At 30.1% G+C, this 20,845-nt stretch carries 20 protein-coding genes; all 20 read right to left on the reverse strand.

The genetic code is table 11. The features are described 5' to 3' along the window. Positions 1-119: 119 nt before the first annotated feature. Complete coding sequence (locus ELQ12_RS04850; RefSeq protein WP_134264604.1) at positions 120-2,486, reverse strand: flagellar protein; 2,367 nt, start codon at positions 2,484-2,486, stop codon at positions 120-122. A 21-nt stretch (positions 2,487-2,507) separates the two neighbouring features. Beyond that, positions 2,508-3,896: an NADH-quinone oxidoreductase subunit N gene (locus ELQ12_RS04855; protein ID WP_002862209.1), complete on the reverse strand. Its 1,389-nt coding sequence runs from the start codon at positions 3,894-3,896 to the stop codon at positions 2,508-2,510. Beyond that, positions 3,886-5,373 carry an NADH-quinone oxidoreductase subunit M gene (locus tag ELQ12_RS04860; RefSeq protein WP_134264605.1) on the reverse strand — a complete coding sequence of 496 codons (1,488 nt, stop codon included), beginning with the start codon at positions 5,371-5,373 and terminating at the stop codon, positions 3,886-3,888. Before ELQ12_RS04860 ends, ELQ12_RS04855 begins: the two co-directional genes overlap by 11 nt. 1 nt (position 5,374) lies before the next feature. Next, positions 5,375-7,165, reverse strand: a complete 1,791-nt coding sequence (gene nuoL / locus ELQ12_RS04865; protein WP_134264606.1) for an NADH-quinone oxidoreductase subunit L — start codon at positions 7,163-7,165, stop codon at positions 5,375-5,377. A gap of 1 nt (position 7,166) precedes the next feature. Continuing rightward, the gene (nuoK, locus tag ELQ12_RS04870) at positions 7,167-7,463 is read right to left on the reverse strand and encodes an NADH-quinone oxidoreductase subunit NuoK (protein ID WP_134264607.1); all 297 of its coding nucleotides are present in this window, start codon (positions 7,461-7,463) and stop codon (positions 7,167-7,169) included. Next, a complete protein-coding gene (locus tag ELQ12_RS04875; protein ID WP_002858410.1) occupies positions 7,460-7,978 on the reverse strand; it encodes an NADH-quinone oxidoreductase subunit J in 519 nt (172 codons plus the stop codon). Before ELQ12_RS04875 ends, nuoK begins: the two co-directional genes overlap by 4 nt. Then, positions 7,975-8,616 carry an NADH-quinone oxidoreductase subunit NuoI gene (gene nuoI / locus ELQ12_RS04880; protein WP_002867592.1) on the reverse strand — a complete coding sequence of 214 codons (642 nt, stop codon included), beginning with the start codon at positions 8,614-8,616 and terminating at the stop codon, positions 7,975-7,977. The genes ELQ12_RS04875 and nuoI overlap by 4 nt, the downstream gene beginning before the upstream one ends. 9 nt (positions 8,617-8,625) lie before the next feature. Next, the gene (gene nuoH / locus ELQ12_RS04885; RefSeq protein ID WP_002865115.1) at positions 8,626-9,624 is read right to left on the reverse strand and encodes an NADH-quinone oxidoreductase subunit NuoH; all 999 of its coding nucleotides are present in this window, start codon (positions 9,622-9,624) and stop codon (positions 8,626-8,628) included. Next, positions 9,617-12,079 carry an NADH-quinone oxidoreductase subunit G gene (locus ELQ12_RS04890; protein WP_134264608.1) on the reverse strand — a complete coding sequence of 821 codons (2,463 nt, stop codon included), beginning with the start codon at positions 12,077-12,079 and terminating at the stop codon, positions 9,617-9,619. The genes nuoH and ELQ12_RS04890 overlap by 8 nt, the downstream gene beginning before the upstream one ends. Beyond that, a complete protein-coding gene (locus tag ELQ12_RS04895; RefSeq protein ID WP_070242981.1) occupies positions 12,076-12,768 on the reverse strand; it encodes an NADH dehydrogenase in 693 nt (230 codons plus the stop codon). Before ELQ12_RS04895 ends, ELQ12_RS04890 begins: the two co-directional genes overlap by 4 nt. After that, positions 12,765-12,992, reverse strand: coding sequence for an NADH-ubiquinone oxidoreductase subunit E family protein (locus ELQ12_RS04900; RefSeq protein WP_134264609.1), 228 nt, complete (start codon positions 12,990-12,992; stop codon positions 12,765-12,767). Before ELQ12_RS04900 ends, ELQ12_RS04895 begins: the two co-directional genes overlap by 4 nt. Further along, positions 12,989-14,215 (reverse strand): NADH dehydrogenase (quinone) subunit D, encoded by a 1,227-nt coding sequence (nuoD, locus tag ELQ12_RS04905; RefSeq protein ID WP_002862216.1) that lies wholly within the window; start codon positions 14,213-14,215, stop codon positions 12,989-12,991. The genes ELQ12_RS04900 and nuoD overlap by 4 nt, the downstream gene beginning before the upstream one ends. Before the next feature lies 1 nt (position 14,216). Next, entirely contained in the window at positions 14,217-15,011 is a 795-nt protein-coding gene (locus ELQ12_RS04910; RefSeq protein WP_072224085.1) for an NADH-quinone oxidoreductase subunit C, read from the reverse strand. Beyond that, positions 15,008-15,511, reverse strand: coding sequence for an NADH-quinone oxidoreductase subunit B (locus ELQ12_RS04915; protein ID WP_002851253.1), 504 nt, complete (start codon positions 15,509-15,511; stop codon positions 15,008-15,010). Before ELQ12_RS04915 ends, ELQ12_RS04910 begins: the two co-directional genes overlap by 4 nt. Further along, the gene (locus ELQ12_RS04920) at positions 15,493-15,882 is read right to left on the reverse strand and encodes an NAD(P)H-quinone oxidoreductase subunit 3 (RefSeq protein WP_002824972.1); all 390 of its coding nucleotides are present in this window, start codon (positions 15,880-15,882) and stop codon (positions 15,493-15,495) included. The genes ELQ12_RS04915 and ELQ12_RS04920 overlap by 19 nt, the downstream gene beginning before the upstream one ends. A 113-nt stretch (positions 15,883-15,995) precedes the next feature. Next, positions 15,996-16,661, reverse strand: coding sequence for an ATP-binding cassette domain-containing protein (locus ELQ12_RS04925; RefSeq protein ID WP_032590213.1), 666 nt, complete (start codon positions 16,659-16,661; stop codon positions 15,996-15,998). Then, on the reverse strand, positions 16,654-17,364 hold the full coding sequence (locus ELQ12_RS04930) for an ATP-binding cassette domain-containing protein (protein WP_044778686.1): 711 nt from the start codon (positions 17,362-17,364) through the stop codon (positions 16,654-16,656). The genes ELQ12_RS04925 and ELQ12_RS04930 overlap by 8 nt, the downstream gene beginning before the upstream one ends. Further along, positions 17,361-18,155 carry an ABC transporter permease gene (locus ELQ12_RS04935; protein WP_079676192.1) on the reverse strand — a complete coding sequence of 265 codons (795 nt, stop codon included), beginning with the start codon at positions 18,153-18,155 and terminating at the stop codon, positions 17,361-17,363. The genes ELQ12_RS04930 and ELQ12_RS04935 overlap by 4 nt, the downstream gene beginning before the upstream one ends. Then, positions 18,142-19,086 carry an ABC transporter permease gene (locus ELQ12_RS04940; protein ID WP_070261465.1) on the reverse strand — a complete coding sequence of 315 codons (945 nt, stop codon included), beginning with the start codon at positions 19,084-19,086 and terminating at the stop codon, positions 18,142-18,144. The genes ELQ12_RS04935 and ELQ12_RS04940 overlap by 14 nt, the downstream gene beginning before the upstream one ends. After that, positions 19,086-20,621, reverse strand: coding sequence for an ABC transporter substrate-binding protein (locus ELQ12_RS04945; RefSeq protein ID WP_134264610.1), 1,536 nt, complete (start codon positions 20,619-20,621; stop codon positions 19,086-19,088). The genes ELQ12_RS04940 and ELQ12_RS04945 overlap by 1 nt, the downstream gene beginning before the upstream one ends. Positions 20,622-20,845 lie beyond the last annotated feature (224 nt).

Here is a 20,845-nt window from a genome sequence, read left to right on the forward strand (position 1 = left end):
AATCAGCTATTATTTCTAGTACAGTAAGTGATATAGCTAATAATATCTTAGAAGATGTTAAGAAGAAGAGGTTTTAACCTTAGATAACTAGCTAAAAAGCTAGTTATCTCTAAATTTACTTATTGATTTAAAATTTGATTTTTACTCTTACATAAATTCTGCCAATTTGAAACACTTTTGATTTCAAGACATTGTTTTAAACTTTCTTTTTCAGCTTGTATATTTTGCATTCTTTCATAAGTTAAAGCTTGGATATATAAAGCTCTTGCTCTATCTTCATCTGAAAGTTTTAATTTAAGCAAATCTGTTAAAACAGCTAAACTTTCTTCATTTTTATTGATTTTAGCCAAAGCATCAAGATACATAAATTCTAAATTAGGACTAAAAAGATTTATACCTTTAAAATTTTGATAGTCAATGGCCTTAGGTGCGTAAGTTAAAATAGTTGTTTGCATATTATGATCATTAGCATAAGAAAGTAAAGCATCATAAGCTTCTACCATACTAAAATTCATTGGAAAACTTTCTAAAATTTGCAAAATTTTAATGGCTTGATTGTAGTCATTTAAGCGCAATAAAGATAAAAATTGCAAATAATAAGCCTTAAAATTCTCATCATCACTTTTTAAAATTCTAGAATTAGCTATGTCTTTAGAAATTTTAATCACCTGAGGATATTGTTTATTGTCAAAAAGAATAGATGCTTTTTGAAGACCATAAAATATAGAATCTTCATTATAATTTTTATCTATATAATCAAGTGCTTGTTCAACATTAGAAGTTCTGATAAGACAAGCTAACATTTGTTTTTTATTCTCAATTTTCTGACCTATATCATAAGCGCTAAAACGCATAAAAATATTTGCAGCATTGATACAATTATCAGCTTTTATCGCATTTTTTAAATCATTAACAGCTGCTTTCTCTAAAAATTGAGTAGCATTTGGAATTTTTTTACTTTCTATAAGATCTTTATAAGCTAAAATCGCACTAAAATTTCCCTCTTTATAATAAAGTGCAACATCTTCATCTAAAGCTTTATTTGCAATATTCTCATCTTTATTTGCATATTGCTTCATTAAATCTGTATAACGCTGATGCAAAAAGCTTGCATTATTATCACCTAAAGCAAAAAATACCTCATCACTTGCTTTTTTGATTTCATCTAAATACCTACCATCTAAATAATCATCCATATACAAATCAAGGTATTTTTTAGCATCACTAGATCTATTAGTATGTGATAAAACTAAGGCTAAATCTTTTAAAGTTTCTTCATAACTTGGATCAAGTTTGGACATTTTAGCAAAGGCGTCTTCATAAATACTTGCACTTATATCAAATTGTCCTTTTTGATTAAATAATTTAGCAAGTTCTAAAGATCTTGGAATATCTTTTCCAAAATATTCAGGATTGGCTTTTAAAATAGTGTTAATATACTCTATAGCTTTATTTACTTGCCCATTTGAAAGCAAATTCTTTGCCAAACTCATAGCTGCTCTTGCAGCTAAATCTAAATTTTTTGTATTAAAATAAGTATTTTCATAAATATTTACAGCTTTTTCTTTTTCATTTAAATTATAAATATAGTCTGCATAATCAAGTTTTGATAACTGAGTAAAATAATTATTAGGTTGTTCATTATCCAAAATCGACATTGTATATTCTACATCAGCACGCTGAGCTAAAGCGATATAAGTTCTTAACATTATATGTAAAACTTCTGAAAAATTTTTATCACTTGTAAAAGTACGCGTCCAATTTTTAGCATCATCAATCATCTTTTCTAAAATTTGTTGATCACGCATGCTCGGATCTTGGGTATAAAGTTTATTTTGAGCTCTTAATTTATATAGTATAAATTCACTAGTAAAAATACTGCCACGATATCTATTGATAGCATTTTGAGCATCAATAGCAACCTGACTATAATTAGCCTTATCGTATTCTTTTTTGATGCGTAAATAAGTATTGATATCTGCACTTTGAGGGATGACAACAGGATCAGAATTTAAATCCAAAGCTCCAACATAAGGCAAGCTCTCGTGTGGAAAATTGATATTAAAATCAAGTCCATCATAGTCTTTAATAGGTGCTAGCTCTGGTGCAAAAATAAAAGTAAAAGCCTTACTTTTATGCGAACTTGATGAACTAAGTTCTTTATCTATATAAATATTTTGAGAAGTGTCAAACATTTTTGCTTGTATTTTTGGCAAAATGATCATTTTAATTTTTTGAGCTTCTTGTATAAATTTTAAATCAAAAGCAGAAAAACTCTGATCTTTTAATTTATTATCAACCATACCTGCAATATCACATTCAAAATGAACTTTTGCTTCGGTAATAAATTTTTGACATGTAAATTCTAAATCATTACTCGCATGTAAAACTGCAAAAGCTTGATTATTTTCGCGACCCGTGTTTAAAACAAGCTCAAAAGCAAAAGCATTTAAAAAACTTAATAAAATTAAAAATAATATTCTCATAAAATAATTATAGCAAAACTCTTATAACATTAACAATATAGCAAAAGTGCTTATACAAACACAAAAAGCTAAAATAAAATTTTGTATAAAACTAAACTTAATATTATGAACCCTATCATTTTTCATAAATAAAGCATGAATTAAAATCTTTAAATACGCATAAAGCATAATAACAGAAGATAAAGCCACAAAAAGTGCCAAATACCAATATCCATTTAAAATTGCTGTATTTAAAATCATAAATTTACCCCAAAATACTCCAAAAGGCGGGACACCTGCTAAAGAAAGCACACTAATGCTCAAACAAAAAGCAATTAAAGGTTTTTTAACCAAAAGTCCATTTAAACTCTCATAAGAATTATTCTCATAATTGCTTAAAATCATAAATACAGCATAATTTGCAAAAGCAAATAAAGTCCAATATCCAAAAATAGCAAGCAAAATTCCATCAAAATTTTGTTCTTTTAATAAAGGAATACAAGCCACCAAAACCAAAGAAGAATGCACTACAGAACTATAAGCAAACATTTTTTTGATATTGTTTTGACTTAGAGCCGCAAAAGCACCTATAAGCATAGAAAAAATCGCTAGAACTATTATGATATATTCAAAACCTGTATTATTTAAAAAATCAAACAGACGAATAACCACAACCAACATGGCAACTTTTGGCACAACTGAAATAAAAGCAACCAAATTTGTATGTGCTGCATAATACACGTCTTTAAGCCAAAAATGAAAAGGCGCCAAAGAAAGCTTAATTGCACAAAGAACGAAAATCATCACTCCAGCACCCAAAAGCATGGGATCTTTTTGAAACTCATTTTTTAACGCTAAATTAGCAGATAAATCTAAAGTTCCTGTTTTTAAATAAATAAAAGCTACAGCCATAACAAAAAACCCAGCTCCTACAGCCGCTACACTAAAGTATTTTATTGCACTTGAAATAGCATTATTACTTCCACGCATTGCTATTAAAGTATAAAGTGCTAAAGAAGAACTTTCAAGTCCTATAAAAATAAGTACTAAATTTGAGCTTGAAACCATCAAAAGCAAAGATGCAATCATAAATAAAAATAAAGCATAAAATTCACCTTGATTTTCTTCTTTTTGCATTAAAAGATATAAAAATGAAAAACACAAAATCACCAAAGAAGCATAAAATGAAACAATATCATTATTTAAAGTAGCCAAAAAAGCTTTTGCTTCTAAACCTTGAGCATTTGCATTATTTAAAATCAAAAAAGCACTTACAATTAAAGATAAAGAACTTATGCCAATATAAAACGATCGATGAAATTTCCAAAAACCAGAGCAAAGCAAAAGAACTATTGCGGTTGTAATTAAAAATAAAAATGGATAAGATAAGCTTATATTTAAAAGTTCTAAATTTAAAAAATTATTTAACATTTGCCTCTCCTATTTTAGATAAAAAATCTAAAGTATTTTGCTCCACAGCTCTAATATTCATTGTTTTTATAAGATTATCCACATCTTTTTGTATCGGCTTTAAAAGTATATTTGGCATAAGCCCTAGTCCAAAAATCATTACTACAATACACACAAGCGCTACTATTTCTCTAAAGCGTAAAGAAAAACCCTCTATAAAGCTTTGTTTTTGCATGAAAAATATTTTTCTAAATACTGCGAACATATAAATCGCTCCTAAAATAATCACCAAACCTGCCAACAAAGCGTAAAATAAATTAATCTTTGCTATACCTAAAAGAATTAAAAACTCTCCCACAAAAGAAACAGTTAAAGGCAAAGAAACACTCGCAAGTAAAATTAGCATAAAGAAAATTGAAAATAAAGGTGCTTTTTTGGCCAAAGAATGGTAAAAAGAAATATCATAAGTATGATATCTTTGATATAAAAGTTCAACCATTAAAAATAAAGATCCTGTTACAATACCGTGTGCAAACATATAAAAAACCGCACCACTAATACCTAAAGCATTTAAAGAAAAAATTCCCAAAATCATCACACCAAGATGTGAAATAGAACTATAAGCGATCAATTCTTTAATATTTTCTGCTCTATAAGCAATTAAAGCATTATAAACGATACTCACTATACATAAAGCTACAATTAAAGGCATAAAATACACACTCGCATCTGGAAAAAGTGGTAAACAAAAAAGTAAAAATCCAAAAGGAGCCATTTTAAAAACTACAAGCATTACAGAAACAAGCACAGGCGAATTTGCATAAACCTTAGGTGCCCAAGTATGAAGTGGAAATAAAGGAGCTTTGATAGCAAAAGCGATAAAAAATGCTCCAAAAAGTAAAAGTTGCTCTGTGAAATTTACTGCTGAGGCATTATTTTTCCAAATTTCCAAGTCAAAAGTGAAAATATTTAAAAGTTGATAATTTAAATAAGCTTGATAAATCAATGCTACAAGCATTAAAATTGAACCCGCAAAAGCATAGATAAAAAATTTCACCCCTGCTCTAAAATCTTTACCATAAACTCCCATAATATAAAGCAAAGGCAAAAGAGAAAATTCCCAAAAAACATAAAATAACAAACCATCTTTTGCGCTAAAAAGTCCCATAATGGCAAATTCTAAAAAGAATATACAAGATACAAGTGCTTTTTGTTCCAGCTTTAAAAATAAAAAGCTTAAAAATATCATCAAAGAACTTAAAAGCATCAACACAAGTGCAATACTGTCTACTCCTACATGAAAGCTAAAAAATTTCAAAATTTTAAAAGAGAGATTATAATCAAAGCTTGCCCCTTGTAAAAAATCCGCAAAAATATCCAAATTTAAAGCCAAAATCATAAAACTTACAACAACGCTAAAAACCTTAACGCCTCCGCGATTTAATAGCAAAATCACAAAAGCAGCAATCAAAGGAAAAAATATCAAATAATTTAGCATTTTACACCATCCATACTAAAATCAACAAAATCACAAAAGCTGCCACCAAAAACCTAAGCATTAAGTTTAAGCTGTTTGGCATAATCATTTTTTGTGAAATATTTTGAGAATACAAAGCAATTTTTTCAACTATTCTGTCAAAAATATAAAGATCACAATGTTTTAAAATCGTACATAAGCTTTCATATTTTGAAACGATAAATTGATGATAAAATCTAGGAATAAAATAATCATTACTTAAAAGTTTGTGAATTTTATTTTCTTCAATACTTTCTTTAAACCAAGAATTTTTATAAGCAAAAATAGCCAAAATTGCACCCAAAATAGCTGCTACACTCGCACAAATCATTACAATTTGATTTTGCGCATCAATAAAAACTAATTTTGTGCTTAAATATTCAAAAAAACTATGTTCGAAAAATCCTGCAATAATAGCTAAAACCATCAAAGGACTCATAGCCAAAAGTGCGATTTTACTTGCTTCATGTGGATGTTCATCATGTCTTGCAGGGGTAAAAAATACCAACATTAAAAGTCTAAAGCTATAAAATGCTGTTAAAAAAGCTGCGATTAAGAGCACTAAAAAAATACCATGATGAAAAGAAATAAAAGAATATCCCAAAATCAAATCTTTAGAGAAAAATCCTGCAAAAGGATAAATTCCTGCTAAAGCTAAAGATCCTATACACATCAAAATAGCCGTAAATTTTAAAGGTTTAAAAAGTCCACCCATTTTTTTAATGTCTAATTTATCATTCATAGCATGCATTACATTTCCAGCACCTAAAAAAAGTAAAGATTTAAAAAAAGCATGTGTAGCTAAGTGAAATAAAGCTATACCATAAGCCCCAAGTCCTGCAGCCACAAACATATATCCAAGTTGCGATAAGGTAGAGTAAGCAATAATGCGTTTTAAATCCCTAACCACCAAAGCCATAGAGGCTGCAAAAATCGCTACAAAAGCTCCGAGTAAGGCAATAATATAAGAAACCTCAGGAACTAAATCATAAAGCGTACTCGCACGAATTACCAAATAAACCCCCGCTGTTACCATGGTTGCTGCATGGATTAATGCAGAAACAGGAGTTGGCCCTGCCATAGCATCAGCAAGCCAAGTGTGAAAAGGAAATTGTGCAGATTTTCCCATAGCCCCTATAAATAAACAAGTTGCGATTAAGATCAAAGCATTGTGATCTAGGCTTTGTGCCATGGAAAAAACTTCATCATATTTTAAAGTTCCTGCTTGTAAATAAAGCCAAAAAATTCCCAAAAGCATACCCAAATCCGCAATACGATTCATAATAAAAGCTTCATTAGCCGCAAAAGAATAAGTATTATTTTTATACCAAAAACCTATAAGCAACCAAGAACAAAGCCCAACGCCTTCCCAACCTACAAAAAGTCCTAAGAAATTATCACTCATAACTAAAAAAAGCATAGAAAAGACAAAAAGCCCCAAATAAGCAAAAAATTTATTAAAACCTTCATCATGAGCCATATAAAAAATACTATAAAAATGCACACAAGTAGCTACAATACCTACAACACTCATCATAGTAAGCGAAATAGCATCTATATCAAAGCCAAAATTTACTCCAGCAAACCATTCAAACAAACTCACATTAAAAGCTTCATTGCAAAAAAGCAAATACAGAGAACAAAAAGCACTCAAAGCTATTAGAAGTGAGCAAATTATCCCTACAAATTGTTTTTTCTCACTCAAAGCAAAACAACTTGCAAACAAAAAAGCTATAAAAGGACTAAAAAGAGAAATCAAAGCCAAATTTTGCATACTAAGCCTCCACTTCTTTTAAACTTTTTAACTCTAAAGTGCCTTTTCTTCTATACCAAAGCACACACAAAGCTACACCAACAGCTACTTCACAAGCCGCTACACCCATGATAAAAAGTGCAAAAACCTGTCCATTTAAATCATTGTGCATTTTAGAAGCCACTACCAAGACTAAATTAGCACTATTTAATAAAATTTCACTCGAAATAAAAAGCATAATGAGATTTTGTCTTTTTAAAATCCCTACAAGCCCTATGACAAACATTAAAATAGCTATAAAAAAATACTTTTCTATCATTGTTTTTCCTTTGTTAGCTCTTTATGAGTAAGCACTATAGCACACACTAAAGCAATCAAAAGTAAAATAGCTATAAACTCAAAAGCCAAAAGATATTTTGAAAAAATCGCTAAAGCCAGTTGTTTATTAAAATCAAACAAAGCAGGATCGTTTAAAGGCAAATCCGTGCTGATATTTTGGTATTTAAAACCTATAAGCATGGCCAAAAGTAAAATCGCACTTAAAACCACCAAAGTAAAAAAACTTTTTTTAGCTTTAAGTTGTTCTTTAAATTCTTTAGAAGCATCAAAAAACATCATCGCAAAACTATAAAGTCCAAGCACAGCTCCACTATAAACAATAATTTGTATCACACCTAAAAACTCTGCATCAAGTAAAAAATAAAATCCCGATAAAAACACCATTCCACCCGCTAAAGCCGAAAGAGAATAAAGCATATTTTTACTTAAAACCGCAATGCCAAAAAAGCCTAAAACCACTACACTAAAAAATACAAAGGCTAAATTTTCTATCATTTGTTTTCTCCTTGCTCTTGTGTGTTTTGATTTTCTAAGGCACTTTCAAGCATCGCATCGTAATAATTTGGCGTTTTTTTAACCCACAAATTTGCATCCTTTCTAAGACTTCCTGCTCCTTCAAATTCAACTTGATTTTTAAGCTTATCAATAGGAGTTAAAAAATCTTGCTTATAGCCAAAATAAGACCTTTGCTCGGCTGCATTTTCATACTCTGTGCCATGCACTATAGCAAGTTCAGGACAAACCTCAGCACAAAAACCACAATAAATACAACGCCCTAAATTAATACTATAATTTCCTACTTTTTTACGCCCATTTTCATCTAAAGAAGTTTCCATTCTGATACAATTGCTAATGCAAATTTTTTCGCAAAGCCCACAACCTATACATCTTTCATTTTCGCTTTCTATAAAACGCATCAAACGATGAACAGCACGGTAACGATTGTCAAGCTTTACCTTTTCAAAAGGATATTTAATCGTAGCACTATTATTTCTCTTAAGTAATTCTCTCATCATCACAAAAAGCCCTACAAAAAGCTCTAGTTTAACGCTTCTACGCAAAGCTTGTGAAATTTTCTCCCAAGTGCTAACAGGAGTTTTTCTTTTCTCATCTACTAAATAATAATTTTTCATATCAAACTCCTATAAAAGAACTGTCAAAGCAGTGATTAAAAGGTTTAAAACAGCTAAAGGAATTAAGATCAAATAGCACATTTTCATCACTTGATCTGGACGCAATTGCGGAAAAGCAGCTCTTGCCCAAAAATACCAAAAGAAAATAAAACTTGATTTTACTATCATCATAATCCAACCAGGAATAATCCAAAAGCTATTAAAACCCCCTAAAAACAAAAGAGTGACCAAAATAGCTCCAGCTATCATAGAAGTATATTCACCTATGAAAAACATACCCCATCTTAAACCCGAATACTCCGTTCCATAACCCGCTACAATTTCAGCATCATTTTCCGTCAAACAAAGCGGAGTTCTATTAGTCTCTATAAATAAAGCAATTATAAAAAGCACAAAAGCCAAAGGTTGTTTAAAAATAAGCCAAGAAAAAAATCCATCGCTTTGATAATTGTTAATATCCACCAAAGAAAAAGAACCTACAAGCATTACAATAGCAATCAAAGCTAAAGCTCCTACGCTTTCATAGGAAATAATCGCTACAAGCCCTCTTGCAGCCCCTAAAATCGACCATTTATTATTACTTGCAAGTCCACCCAAAAACACCGCATAAAAGCAAAGTCCTGAAGTACCGATGACAAAAAGCAAAGCTACATTGATATCTGCCACTATAGGCTGAATTACCTTTCCAAATAAAGTAAATTCAGGTAGCATAGGAATGGCCGCTAAAGAAACAAAAGCACAAATAGCAGAAATCAAAGGTGCTATAGCAAAAATAAATTTTTGCGAATTTGAAGGGATTATATCTTCTTTAGTAAAAAGTTTTATCATATCAGCTACAAGTTGAATAAGCCCAAAAGGCCCTACCATATCAGGCCCTATGCGTCTTTGAAAATAAGCTAAAACCTTTCTTTCAGCATAAGTTGCAAGACCTGCTAAACTCGCAAATATTGCAATGATAATAATACATTTAATCAAAGCCTCTAAAGCAAAAAAAGCAAAATCACTCATGGTTTGCTCCTAATTTTTCTAAATTCGCCACAACAAATCTTTCATCAAAAAAACTTAGCGTGTCAAGCTTTTCATCAAAATACGGCAAGAAAGCTCCATTTTTTATGTCCTTATCCACACGCACACTAAGGCTTAATTCTTTATCTTTTATTTTAAGTTTTACAAGATCTTTATCTTTTAAATTTTTTTCTTTAGCTAAATTTTCACTTACAGCTAAAAAAATCACCTCATTAATCGCACTAGCACGATTTGAAAATCTACCAAATTGATAGCTAGGATTAGCACTATAAAGCAAAATTTCATCTTCTTTTAGGCTTAAATTTTCAAAATTTGGAGAGATGAAATCTTTTTTAGCAACTTGTTTGAAACATTCTAAATTAAGCTCATATCCCCTTTTGCAATCGCCTGCATTGGTATAAAAATTGTCTAAATGATCAAAATCAATCGGAGAAAAACCTTTATTTATAGGGAGTCTCTTAGTATAATTTATAGTATATTCCTCATCAAAACCTAAAGCATTAGCCAAATCATTTAAAAAATATCCCTTAAATTCTAAAGCAGCGTTAGTTGGTACCACTCTTTTATCATAATTTAAAAAAGTTCCTTCTTGCTGATTTAAACTCGCACTAGCTAAATTTGCATGCTCTTCATAAGAAAAACTAAAATCACCTTTTTCATTGTAGCCTAAAGTCTTGCCTTCTTGCGTGTTTTTATCCAAATCACAAATTATAGCCACACCTAAGGTATTAGTATGCGTAGGATTTAAAAAGACTTTAAAAGGAGTGGTATTTTGGATCAAAGCAAGTAATTTAGCAAGTTTTTTCGCATTTTTATGAAAATAAAAATCACTCCCTACAACAAGAGTAAAATTTGCTTTTTTAAGCAATAAATCTTCTAATTTATCTTCATCTATGCCTAAATTTTTAGCAAAAATAGAGCGTTGCACTTCTATGATTTTTTTTACTTTTTTAGGTACGACTTTTTTTACTTCTTTTTGGATTTCATTACCTTCTTCATCTTTTTCTATGACTTGTTCTACAACTTCTTCGTTGATACTTTCTTCTATTTCTTTATTTTCGCTAACAAAAAACTCTGCTAAATGAGTTTTAATACCTTCATCTTGGCTAAATTTTTGAAGTAAAAAATATAAAATTTGCTCTTCATCGCCACTTTTGTGAATGTGTGAAATAAAATTTTTAGAATATTTTGCTATACCCATATCTTCCATAGGATGAAAATAAAGCCCTGAGCCTTTATTCATCACTAAAGCATTGTTGACTTTATAGCTAAGTGTTGGAGCATCATATCTTAAAAGCATTCCAGCTACAACCAAAAAATCACTTTTTGTTATATCTTGAGTATTAGCACTATAAAACTCGCCAGAATTAGCGATAAATTCTTGTAAAAATTCTTTAAATTTCAAAGCTTCTTCATTGATCAAAGAAAGATTAAATTTCTTTTTTAAATTTTGTAAAATCAAAGCTTCTTCATTGGTGATAAAACTATTAAATTTAATGTTTTTAATTTCATTTTTCTCAAAAAGCTCCACAAGTTCTTCAAAGGCTTTTTCATCTTTATCTGATTCATTTTGCGTATCAAAAGCAAATCTTGCAGCCTTATTTAAACTCGCAAAGGCAAAATCATTACTCACACGATAAATTTTTTCTTTTTGATTGCTAATACCACTTTGCTTAATATCATAATACATCAACTCACAATCGCTTGAATGCGGATTTGAAGCAGGGATTCTTTTAAGTTCCCAAATATTTGAAGTGTATTGAAATTTCGAACCTATCAAAGCTCCTGTTGGACACACGCTTGTACATTCTCCACAAAATGAACAATCAAGCGTATCGCCATTTGCAGGGCCTATCAAACTTTTTTGAAATTTAGTCCAAATCGCATAAGCATCTTTTCCCATACTCTCTTTAAAGCTATTATCCACACTATCTCCGCCACGAGGAACAGTCTTTAAAGCACTTTCGCCGATTTTATCCTTACAAACTGTAATGCAGCGCTCACATACTATGCAAAGCGCGGGATCGTAATTAATCATTCCCCAATGTTTATGGGGTTTATGCGTGTCTTTAATCCAATGTTTTTGAACATTTACACGGCTTTTATGAGTGAAATTTTGCAATTCACACTCGCCTGATTTATCGCAAACCCCACACTCTAAAGGATGATTGATACAATAAGTTTGCATGATCTCATTTCTTTCATCCCAAAGATTTTGCAAATCACTTTCTACAACCATACCCTCTTTTGCTTTAGTATTGCAAGAATATACCTTTTTACCATCAGCTTCAACCATACACATACGACAAGCCAAAGTAGGACTACAGCCCGAAAGATAGCAAATCGCTGGGATAAAAATATCATTTCTTCTTGCTATATTTAAAATATATTCGCCTTCTTCAAAGGCGCAATCTATACCATTAATCTTAACTGTCATTTTGCTTCCTTTATGCGAATTGGAGTAAAATCAAAACCATTGTTTTCATAATTTAAAAAAGCTATGGTGCCTTGTAAATTTTCATCTAAACAAAGCTTGGCTTTAAGACTAAAATCTTTAGCCAAAATTTCAACTTCACTTTGATCTTTGCATTTTGCAATTTGTAAAAATTGCTTTGAACAATGTAAATTTTTATCTTGCAAATTTACTCTAAAAAGCACTAAACCATCATAATTATCTAGTTCTTTTAGGGTGTTTAATTTTGCCTTTTTAAAATCGCATTCTTCTTCATCGCTATCTAAAATCTTTAATTCATATTTTACGCTTAAGAAATTCAAAAAATATTTGATATTTTCACTATCTTTGTAAGAATGGATATTTTTATCTATAATTAAATACTTAGCCTCTTTTAAAAAAGCAAGCACTTCACCTGCTTCTTCCTCTCCAAAACAAGATTCAGCACTTAAATATCCCTCATCTAAATCGCAAAAATGCCCTTCATCGCTTAATTTACAAAGCAAGGCTAAAACAAAACTCAAACTTGCAATTTCGCATTTGTAAAATTTAGCTTTTAAGTTTTTATCTTCCAAACAAGAAATATTAATGCTATTTACACCTATTTTTTCACATAAATTTTTGTTTTTAAGGCTTGGCATATCTAAAAAACAAAGAGCATTATCATAAATCATACCCTCTCCTTTTTTATAACAATAGTCCAATCCACTTGATTAAATTTCAAAGAATTTAAAAGCTCACAGCCTTGTTCTTTTACAAAAGAAAAACTTTTTTCAACAGGAGAAAAATCGCCGATTTTAAAAAGCACCACTAAAACCTCGCCTTGTTTTGCTTCTTTTATGATTTGTGCTAAATCTTCAAAAAGCTCTTTGCTTTTTCTTAAATCTACTCTTCTCATCGATCTATCTCACCTAAAACTATATTTACATTACCCATAATGGCTACAACATCAGCCAAATAAGTACCTACAAGCATTTCTTCAAAAAACGCACAATGCCAATAACTAGGCGTTCTAGCCTTTAAACGATAAGGTCTTCCTGTACCATCACTATGGATAAAAAAGCCAAGCTCACCTTTTGGACTTTCAGTAGGCACATAAACTTCGCCTTTAGGAGGTTTTAAACCTTGAGTAATTAAAACAAAATGCTGCATTAAGGAATAATTCTGCGTTAAAATTTGCTCCTTTGAAGCACTTACATACTCAGGATGCGTAGCTAAAATTTCAGGCGGAGTATCTTTATAAAGCGTGGCACATTGTCTAAGGATTTTCAAACTTTCACGAAATTCTTGCATATAAACTTTATATCTTGCATAAGAATCCCCTTGCGTAGCATAAGGCACACCAAATTCAACTTCATTATAAAGCAAATAAGGCTCTTCTTTGCGTATATCGTATTTTATACCGCTTCCTCTTAACATCACACCTGTACAACCCCAATTTAAGGCTTGTTCTTTGGTAACCACACCTACATTTTCAGTTCTTAAACGCCAAATTCTATTATCATCTAAAAGATCTTCATAATCTTTTAAATCATTTGGAAATTTATCGCAAAATGCAAGCATTTCTTCTAAATAATTCTCAGGTAAATCAAGCATAACCCCACCTATTCTCATAGAAGAATGCGTAAGCCTTGCGCCACAATACTTTTCTATCAAATCCAAAACATATTCACGTTCTCTAAAGCAGTATAAAAACACACTCATCGCACCAATATCAAGCGCATGAGTGGCAAGCCAAAGTAAATGCGATGCGATACGGTTTAATTCTAAAAGTATCATGCGTATGACTGCTGCACGGCGTGGAATCTCTAAACCACAAAGCTTTTCAACCGCTGCACAATAAGCATAATTATTCGCTGAAGCGGCGATATAATCCATTCTATCAGTAGTAGGAATAAATTCTTGATAAATCATATTTTCAGCCATTTTTTCCATACCACGATGCATATAACCTATACAAGGACGTGCTTTTACAACTTGCTCTCCATCAAGTTCTAAAATAAGACGTAAATTTCCATGTGCTGAAGGGTGTTGAGGGCCTAAATTGATAATCATTTTTGAGTCTTCTTGCTCAAAAGCTATATTTTCATAATAAGGTTTTAACTTGCTAGGAATTTGCATTTTAACGCCTTTTCTCTAAAATTTTTGCTTCATCACGTTTTACTTTTTTTACAAAAGCTACGCCTTCATCTTCTTGATATTCTTGTTTAAAGGAAATTTCCTTCTTTTGACCACCTTTTGGCACTTCATGATAAAGTCTTGCAAAATTTAGTGTATCTTTATCATCAACAAAACCAGAATCTCTTTGTTCTTCACCCACTACTTCACGATATTCTTTACCAAAAATTTTATCAATCTCATACCATCTTGCAAACTCATCACCCTTTAAAGGATAAGTTTTTAAAAGCGGATGTCCAAACCAATCATCGGGCATTAAAATGCGTTTTAAATTGGGATGATTTATGATGAAAATTCCAAACATATCATAAATTTCTCTCTCACTCCAATTTGCCCCTTTAAAAACATGAGCCACGCTTTGCAAACGCTCTTTTACGCCTACAAAAGTTTTTATTCTCACTCTTAATTTTTTTTCTAAATTTAAAAGCTGATAAAACACTTCAAAACCATTTTTATCTGCTACAAAATCAATAGCACTTGCCTCTGTAAAACTTAAATACCCTAAAGTTTTAAGCATTTGCAAAGTTTTAACATTGTCTTCTTTTTTAATTTCTATTACCCAAAAATCAAGCTCTACAAAGGAATTTAAAATTTCTACTTGAGTTTTTAAAACTTCAAAATCATCTTTAAAAACACTTTCATTAACATCAGATTTTACAGTGTGTGGTGCGTGATAAAATCTATCTTTGTAATAATTTTGAGTTTGAGCATTTTTTTTATCGCTATACTTTCTCATCATATCAACCTTTTAGGTGCGATTTTACGACTTGCTTTTTCTTTGCGGATCTTTTTTTGCAAAATCATCAAAGCAAACTGAAAACTTTCTGGGCGTGGAGCACAGCCTGGTACATAAATATCTACAGGTATAATTCTATCCACTCCTTGAACAGTAGAATAAGTATTAAACATACCACCTGTATTGGCACAACTTCCCATAGAAATCACCCATTTAGGATCAGGCATTTGATCATAAAGTCTTCTTGTAAATTCAGCGTGTTTTTTACATAAAGTTCCTGCGATAATCATCACCTCACTATGACGTGGCGAAGCTCTAAAAATCGTTCCAAATCTATCAAAATCATATCTTGAACCCCCAGCCGCCATCATCTCAATCGCACAACAGGCAAGTCCATAAGATAAAGCCCATAAAGAATTACTCCTACCCCATTGAACTAGTTTATCAACGCTAGTTAAAACGACGGGCAAACCACTTGCATAATTTACTTGATGCTCTGCCATGCAAACGCTCCTTTTTTATAAGCATATAAAAATCCAACTCCTAAAAGTACGATAAAAACAAAAACTTCTAAAAGCCCAAACCAACCTAAATCTTTAAAAATCAAAGCCCAAGGAAATAAAAACACAACTTCTATATCCAAAAGTATGAAGATTAAGGCGATGATGAAAAATTGAGAGTTAATCTTGTTAGCTTGTTTAACAGGAATAGGACCACATTCATAAATTCCAAGTCCTAATTTTTTGCGATTTTTTGCGGCAAAATTATTACCAATTTTTGAAGCTAAAAAAACCAGTCCAAAAAAAATAACACTAGCAAGTACTAGCATTAAAAAAATACCAAAATAAGGATGCGAAGCATCTATATGAGACATTTATTCTCCTTTTTTAAAGCACTTTAATCACTCCACAACAAAAATTAAATTTACACTTTTCTTTATTTTACTCTAAACTTTCTATATTGAAACTTATATTAAAAAATATTTTTTTAAAGTTTTAATTTTTTATGATTAAATTTATAAAAAAGATCACTTTGATGGGTTATAAATATATAAGAAATATTATTTTTTTGCTGATAGTCATATAAAAAAGTTAAAATTTCTTTAGAAGTTTTAATATCAAGCGCTGAAGTAATTTCATCTAAAATCAACAATTTAGGATTTAAAACCAAAGCACGGATAAGACCTACGCGTGTGGCTTCTCCTCCGCTTAACTCATAGGGTTTTTGTTCTAAAATTTGTTTTTTTAGACTAAAAAAATCAAAAAATTCTAAAATCAAATCATCATTCTTTTGTAAATTAAAATTTTCCAAACCATCTTGTATAAGATTTTTGATTTTTTTATAAGGGTTTAAAGCCATTTTTTGATCTTGAAAGCAATACTGAATTTGCTTTCTTAAAAGTCTCTGTTTGTTTTTATCAAGCTTGTGTAAGTTAAGATTTTCATACCATACCTCACCCTCGCTTGGATCTTCTAAAAAACAAAGAATTCTAGCTAATGTACTTTTACCTGCACCACTTTTACCTAAAATTATTAAATTGTCATTTTCATTTAAAGAAAAATTGATATTATCAAAAATAATATGTCTTTCTTTTTTTAAATACCAATGCTTTTTAAGCTCATAAAACTTACTTAAATTACAAACTTTAAGCATTATAATACCTTAAAAACTCATCTAAACTATATAAATTTGAACTATTTTTTTCTAGCATAAGAATTTCATCTGCTAAAGAATTTACCAAATTTAAATCATGAGTGATGCAAACTAAGGCTGTAGTATTTTTTAATTCTTCTAAAATCGATATGATCTTAGAAGCGTTTTCTTTATCCAAAGAAGCTGTGATTTCATCACAAATTAAAATTTGGGGTTGATTTAATAATGCTAAAGCTAGGCTCACCCTTCTTGCCATACCCAAACTTAATTCATTAGCATAAGAATGCCATAAACGATCAAGATTTTCAAATCCTAATTTTTTAAAATAAGAAAAAGCGTAATCTTTTCTTTCTTTTTGTTTTAATTTTGTATGAGTTTTTAAAACAAGATGACATAAATTTCCGATATCCAAATAAGGATAAAGACTAAGCTCTGCATCTTGCAAAACAAGTGCCACCTTAGAACGAAAATCTCTAAGCTCTTCTTTGTTAAAATTAAAAATACAAGAATTATGAAAACTTAATTCATCAAAACTTATTGTGAAGTTAGAATCTAAAAGTCTTACCAAAGCTTTTCCTAACAAGCTTTTACCCACTCCACTTTGTCCTAGTATCATTAAAGTTTTGCCTGTTTTTATATCTAAATTAATATCCTTAAGCAATAAATTATTCTTCAAACTGATATTTAAATTTCTTACCTTCAAGATCTTATACCCCAAATTTTTTGTAAAAAATTACCCAACCATAAAAGAGGTAAAAACAACAAAAGCAAGCTTAAAAGTGGAAAAAGTATCATCCACCAAGCACCTATAAAAACTGCTTTTGAAGACTCACTCAAAAGAGTACCTAAAGTTGGAATTTCAAATCCTAAGCCCAGTCCAAAAAAACTCAAAGTAGCTTCTGTGGCTATAGCATGAACGATATTAAATATAAAAAGTGTAAAAATCAGTGTTTTTAAAGCAGGTATTAAATCTTTAAAAAAAGCTCTAAATTTAGTTCTTCCAAGCACTATATTTGCTTTGTAAAAATCTAAATTTTCAAGTCTTTTTAATTCACTTTCTATAATTCTTGCTATGAAACACCAATGAATTAAAGCGATTAAAAAAATCATCAAAAACACATCAGAAGTTATCATACTTTGAAAAAACATCATAAGTAAAAAAGCAGGCAAGGCTAAAAAAAACTCTAAAATACGCATCCAAAAAACATAAAAAAAACATCGCGCTAAAAACAAATAACACAAAGCAAAGATAATAGACAATAAAGATCCACCAACACCTATAATCAAAGAATTTCTCAAAGCAAAAAGCAGACGAGAAAACAAATCTCTGCCTAAAAAATCAGTCCCTAAAATATAAGTAAAATTAGGAGCTTGATGCAAATTTTCTAAATGAGTGTTTAAAATATCAAAAGGAGCCAAAAAAGGTGCGAACAAGGCACATAAAAACAAAAAAATTAAAGGTGCAAGTATGATAAGAAATTTAAACAAAATCAAGCCTTCTTAATCTAGGATTTAAAATCCTAGCTACAATATCACTTAAAAATGTAAAAAATGCTGCAAGCAAAACGCTAAAAAATATAACTGCAAGTACAACAGGATAATCTTTAAAAATAATACTTTTAAAAAGTAAAGACCCAAGTCCCTCGTAAGCAAAGACACTTTCTACCACATAAGTTCCCATCATAAAACTTAAAGCACTTCCTCCAAAATAAGCCACAATAGGGCTTAAAGAATATTTCAAAACTAAAAAATAAATATCTTTCTCCCTTAAAGCCCTAGCGTATAAATTTTGAATAAAAATTTGAGAAAAACTTTCATTGATAAAATTTCTAGCAATCCTTAAAAATAACGCCAAATGTGATAAAACAAGTACCAAAACAGGCAAAATCAAATGCTCTAAACGATTTAAAAAATCATCTTCAAAGCCTATATCACTACTTCCCATAACAGGCAAAATTTTCCAAAAAATTCCAAAAATCAAAACAAACAATAAAGCCAAAACAAAAGGAGGTAAAGCAAAAAAATTAAAAGCTAAAAAAGTGATGATTTTATCTATAAAACTTTCTTTATAATAATATCCCAAAAGTGCCAAAAAAACACTAAGTAAAAATAAAAGCATTAAGGCACTAAAACCCAAAATAAAAGTATTAAAAATTCTTTCTTTTATAAGCTTTAAAACACTTTCTCCACTTAAAAAAGAAACTCCTAAATCTCCTTTTAAAGTCTTAAAAAGCCAAATTTTATACTGCTCTAATAAAGGCTTATCAAGCCCTAAATTTTGTTCTATTCTTTGAACAAATTCTTTACTTTGTGAATTAACTCCATTAGCATAAGCTATACTGCCTTTACTAAAATAAAGCAAAACAAAACATAAAAAAGTGCTAAAAAATGCTACGACAATACTAAAAACTAAGCGCTTTAGCACTATTTACTCCACTCATAAACATTCCAAGTAAAACCCACTCCGTGATGACCTAAAGTCCTTGCTTTGATACCTTTTAAATCTTTATTATAAACTAAAGCAAAATCAAGATAGGCTAAAAAAATAAAAGGAGGATTTTCATACAAAGCATCTATAAAATCTTTATAATATTTTTTTCTCTCTTCCAAATTTAAAGTATTTCTTGCTTTTTGCAAGGCTATATCCACTTTTTTATCATGATAATGTCCAAAATTCCAACCCTCATCATTTAAAGCACTATCTTGCGAACTTTCAAATACCCTAAAAGTGTGAAAATCAGGATCTAAAGGACTTCCCCAGCCTATTAAAAAACTATCTACTTTAGAATAATCAAAACTTCCAGCAGGTTTAGCCACCACCTTGCTTACAACTCCTATTTTTCTAAATTCGCTTTGCAAAATTCCAGCTAAACTTACCCTTAAAGGATCATTACTCATCGCCCAAATTTCAAATTCTAAAATTTTCCCATCTTTTTCAAAATTTCCATCTTTATTTTTCTTAAAACCTGCACTTACAAGTAAATTCTCGGCTTTTTTAGGATCATATTTGTAAATTTTAAAATTCTTAAAATTTGCCCAAGAACGCTCTAAAGGGTGATTGGCTACAAAAGCATAATCATGCAAAAGATTTTTTACTATACTTTCTTTATCAACTGCGTAATTTAAAGCTTGTCTTACTTTTAAATCTTTTAAAAATTCATTATCAAAATTAAACATTAAAGCCCGATAATCAGCCGATTTTTCACGTAAAATTCCAAAATTTTCATCATTTTTAAAAATATTTAGCAAAGAAACATCGATTAAAGCTGCGTCTATCTTGCCATTTTTAAGCTCAGCACTAGCTATAGAAGGATCAAAAATGTGTTTTATAATAAGTCTTGGAGTTTTTACCTTATCAAGATAAAAATGTTCATTAGTTTTAAATTCAACATATTCACCTTTTTTCCATTTTACAAATTTATAAGGACCTGTACCTATAGGATTTTGATTAAAAGAGCTTATGTTTAAATTCTCATTTTCAAGCAAATGTTTAGGAAGCATTCCTATGCTTAAAGCATCTAAAAATGCAGGATAAGGTTTAAAAAGTGTGATTTTTACATGAGAAGGATTTAAAATTTCCACACTTTTAATGTCTTCAAAATTGACATAAACAGAAGAATTGTTTTTAGGATTTTTAAAGGTTTCTATACTAAATTTCACATCATCAGCACTAAATTTGACTCCATCATGCCATAAAACATCGTCTCTTAAAAAAATATCATAAATAAGCCCATCTTTACTAACATCCCAAGACTTAGCCAAATCAGGTTTTAAATTCATATTTTCATCAAAACGCGTAAGCCCTGAAAATACAAGATTAATCACTGCATCATGATCCTCACTATAAGCAGGATTTATCCTTGTGATTTCATTTTCAACTGCTATAATAAGCATATCTTTTGGAATTTTTGCTTCTAAATTTATAAACAATAACAATACAAAAATTAAAAATCTCAACATAAAAAACCTTTTTATTTTAATAACGCACAAAATTATAAAACAAAAAAACTCAACTCGCAAGCCTATATGGGGGATAAAGTTATATTTTAGTTATAAATTTATATTTAAATACTATTTTAATAAATTTTTATCATTATATTATTCAAATTTTTATTTTTTGAAGTTAAATTCATAAACGAAAAATCCATTATAAAGCCTATATTTAGGAGTTTTAAAGTCTTAAT

This window comes from Campylobacter sp. US25a, assembly GCF_004379075.1.
GTDB lineage: Bacteria > Campylobacterota > Campylobacteria > Campylobacterales > Campylobacteraceae > Campylobacter_D > Campylobacter_D jejuni.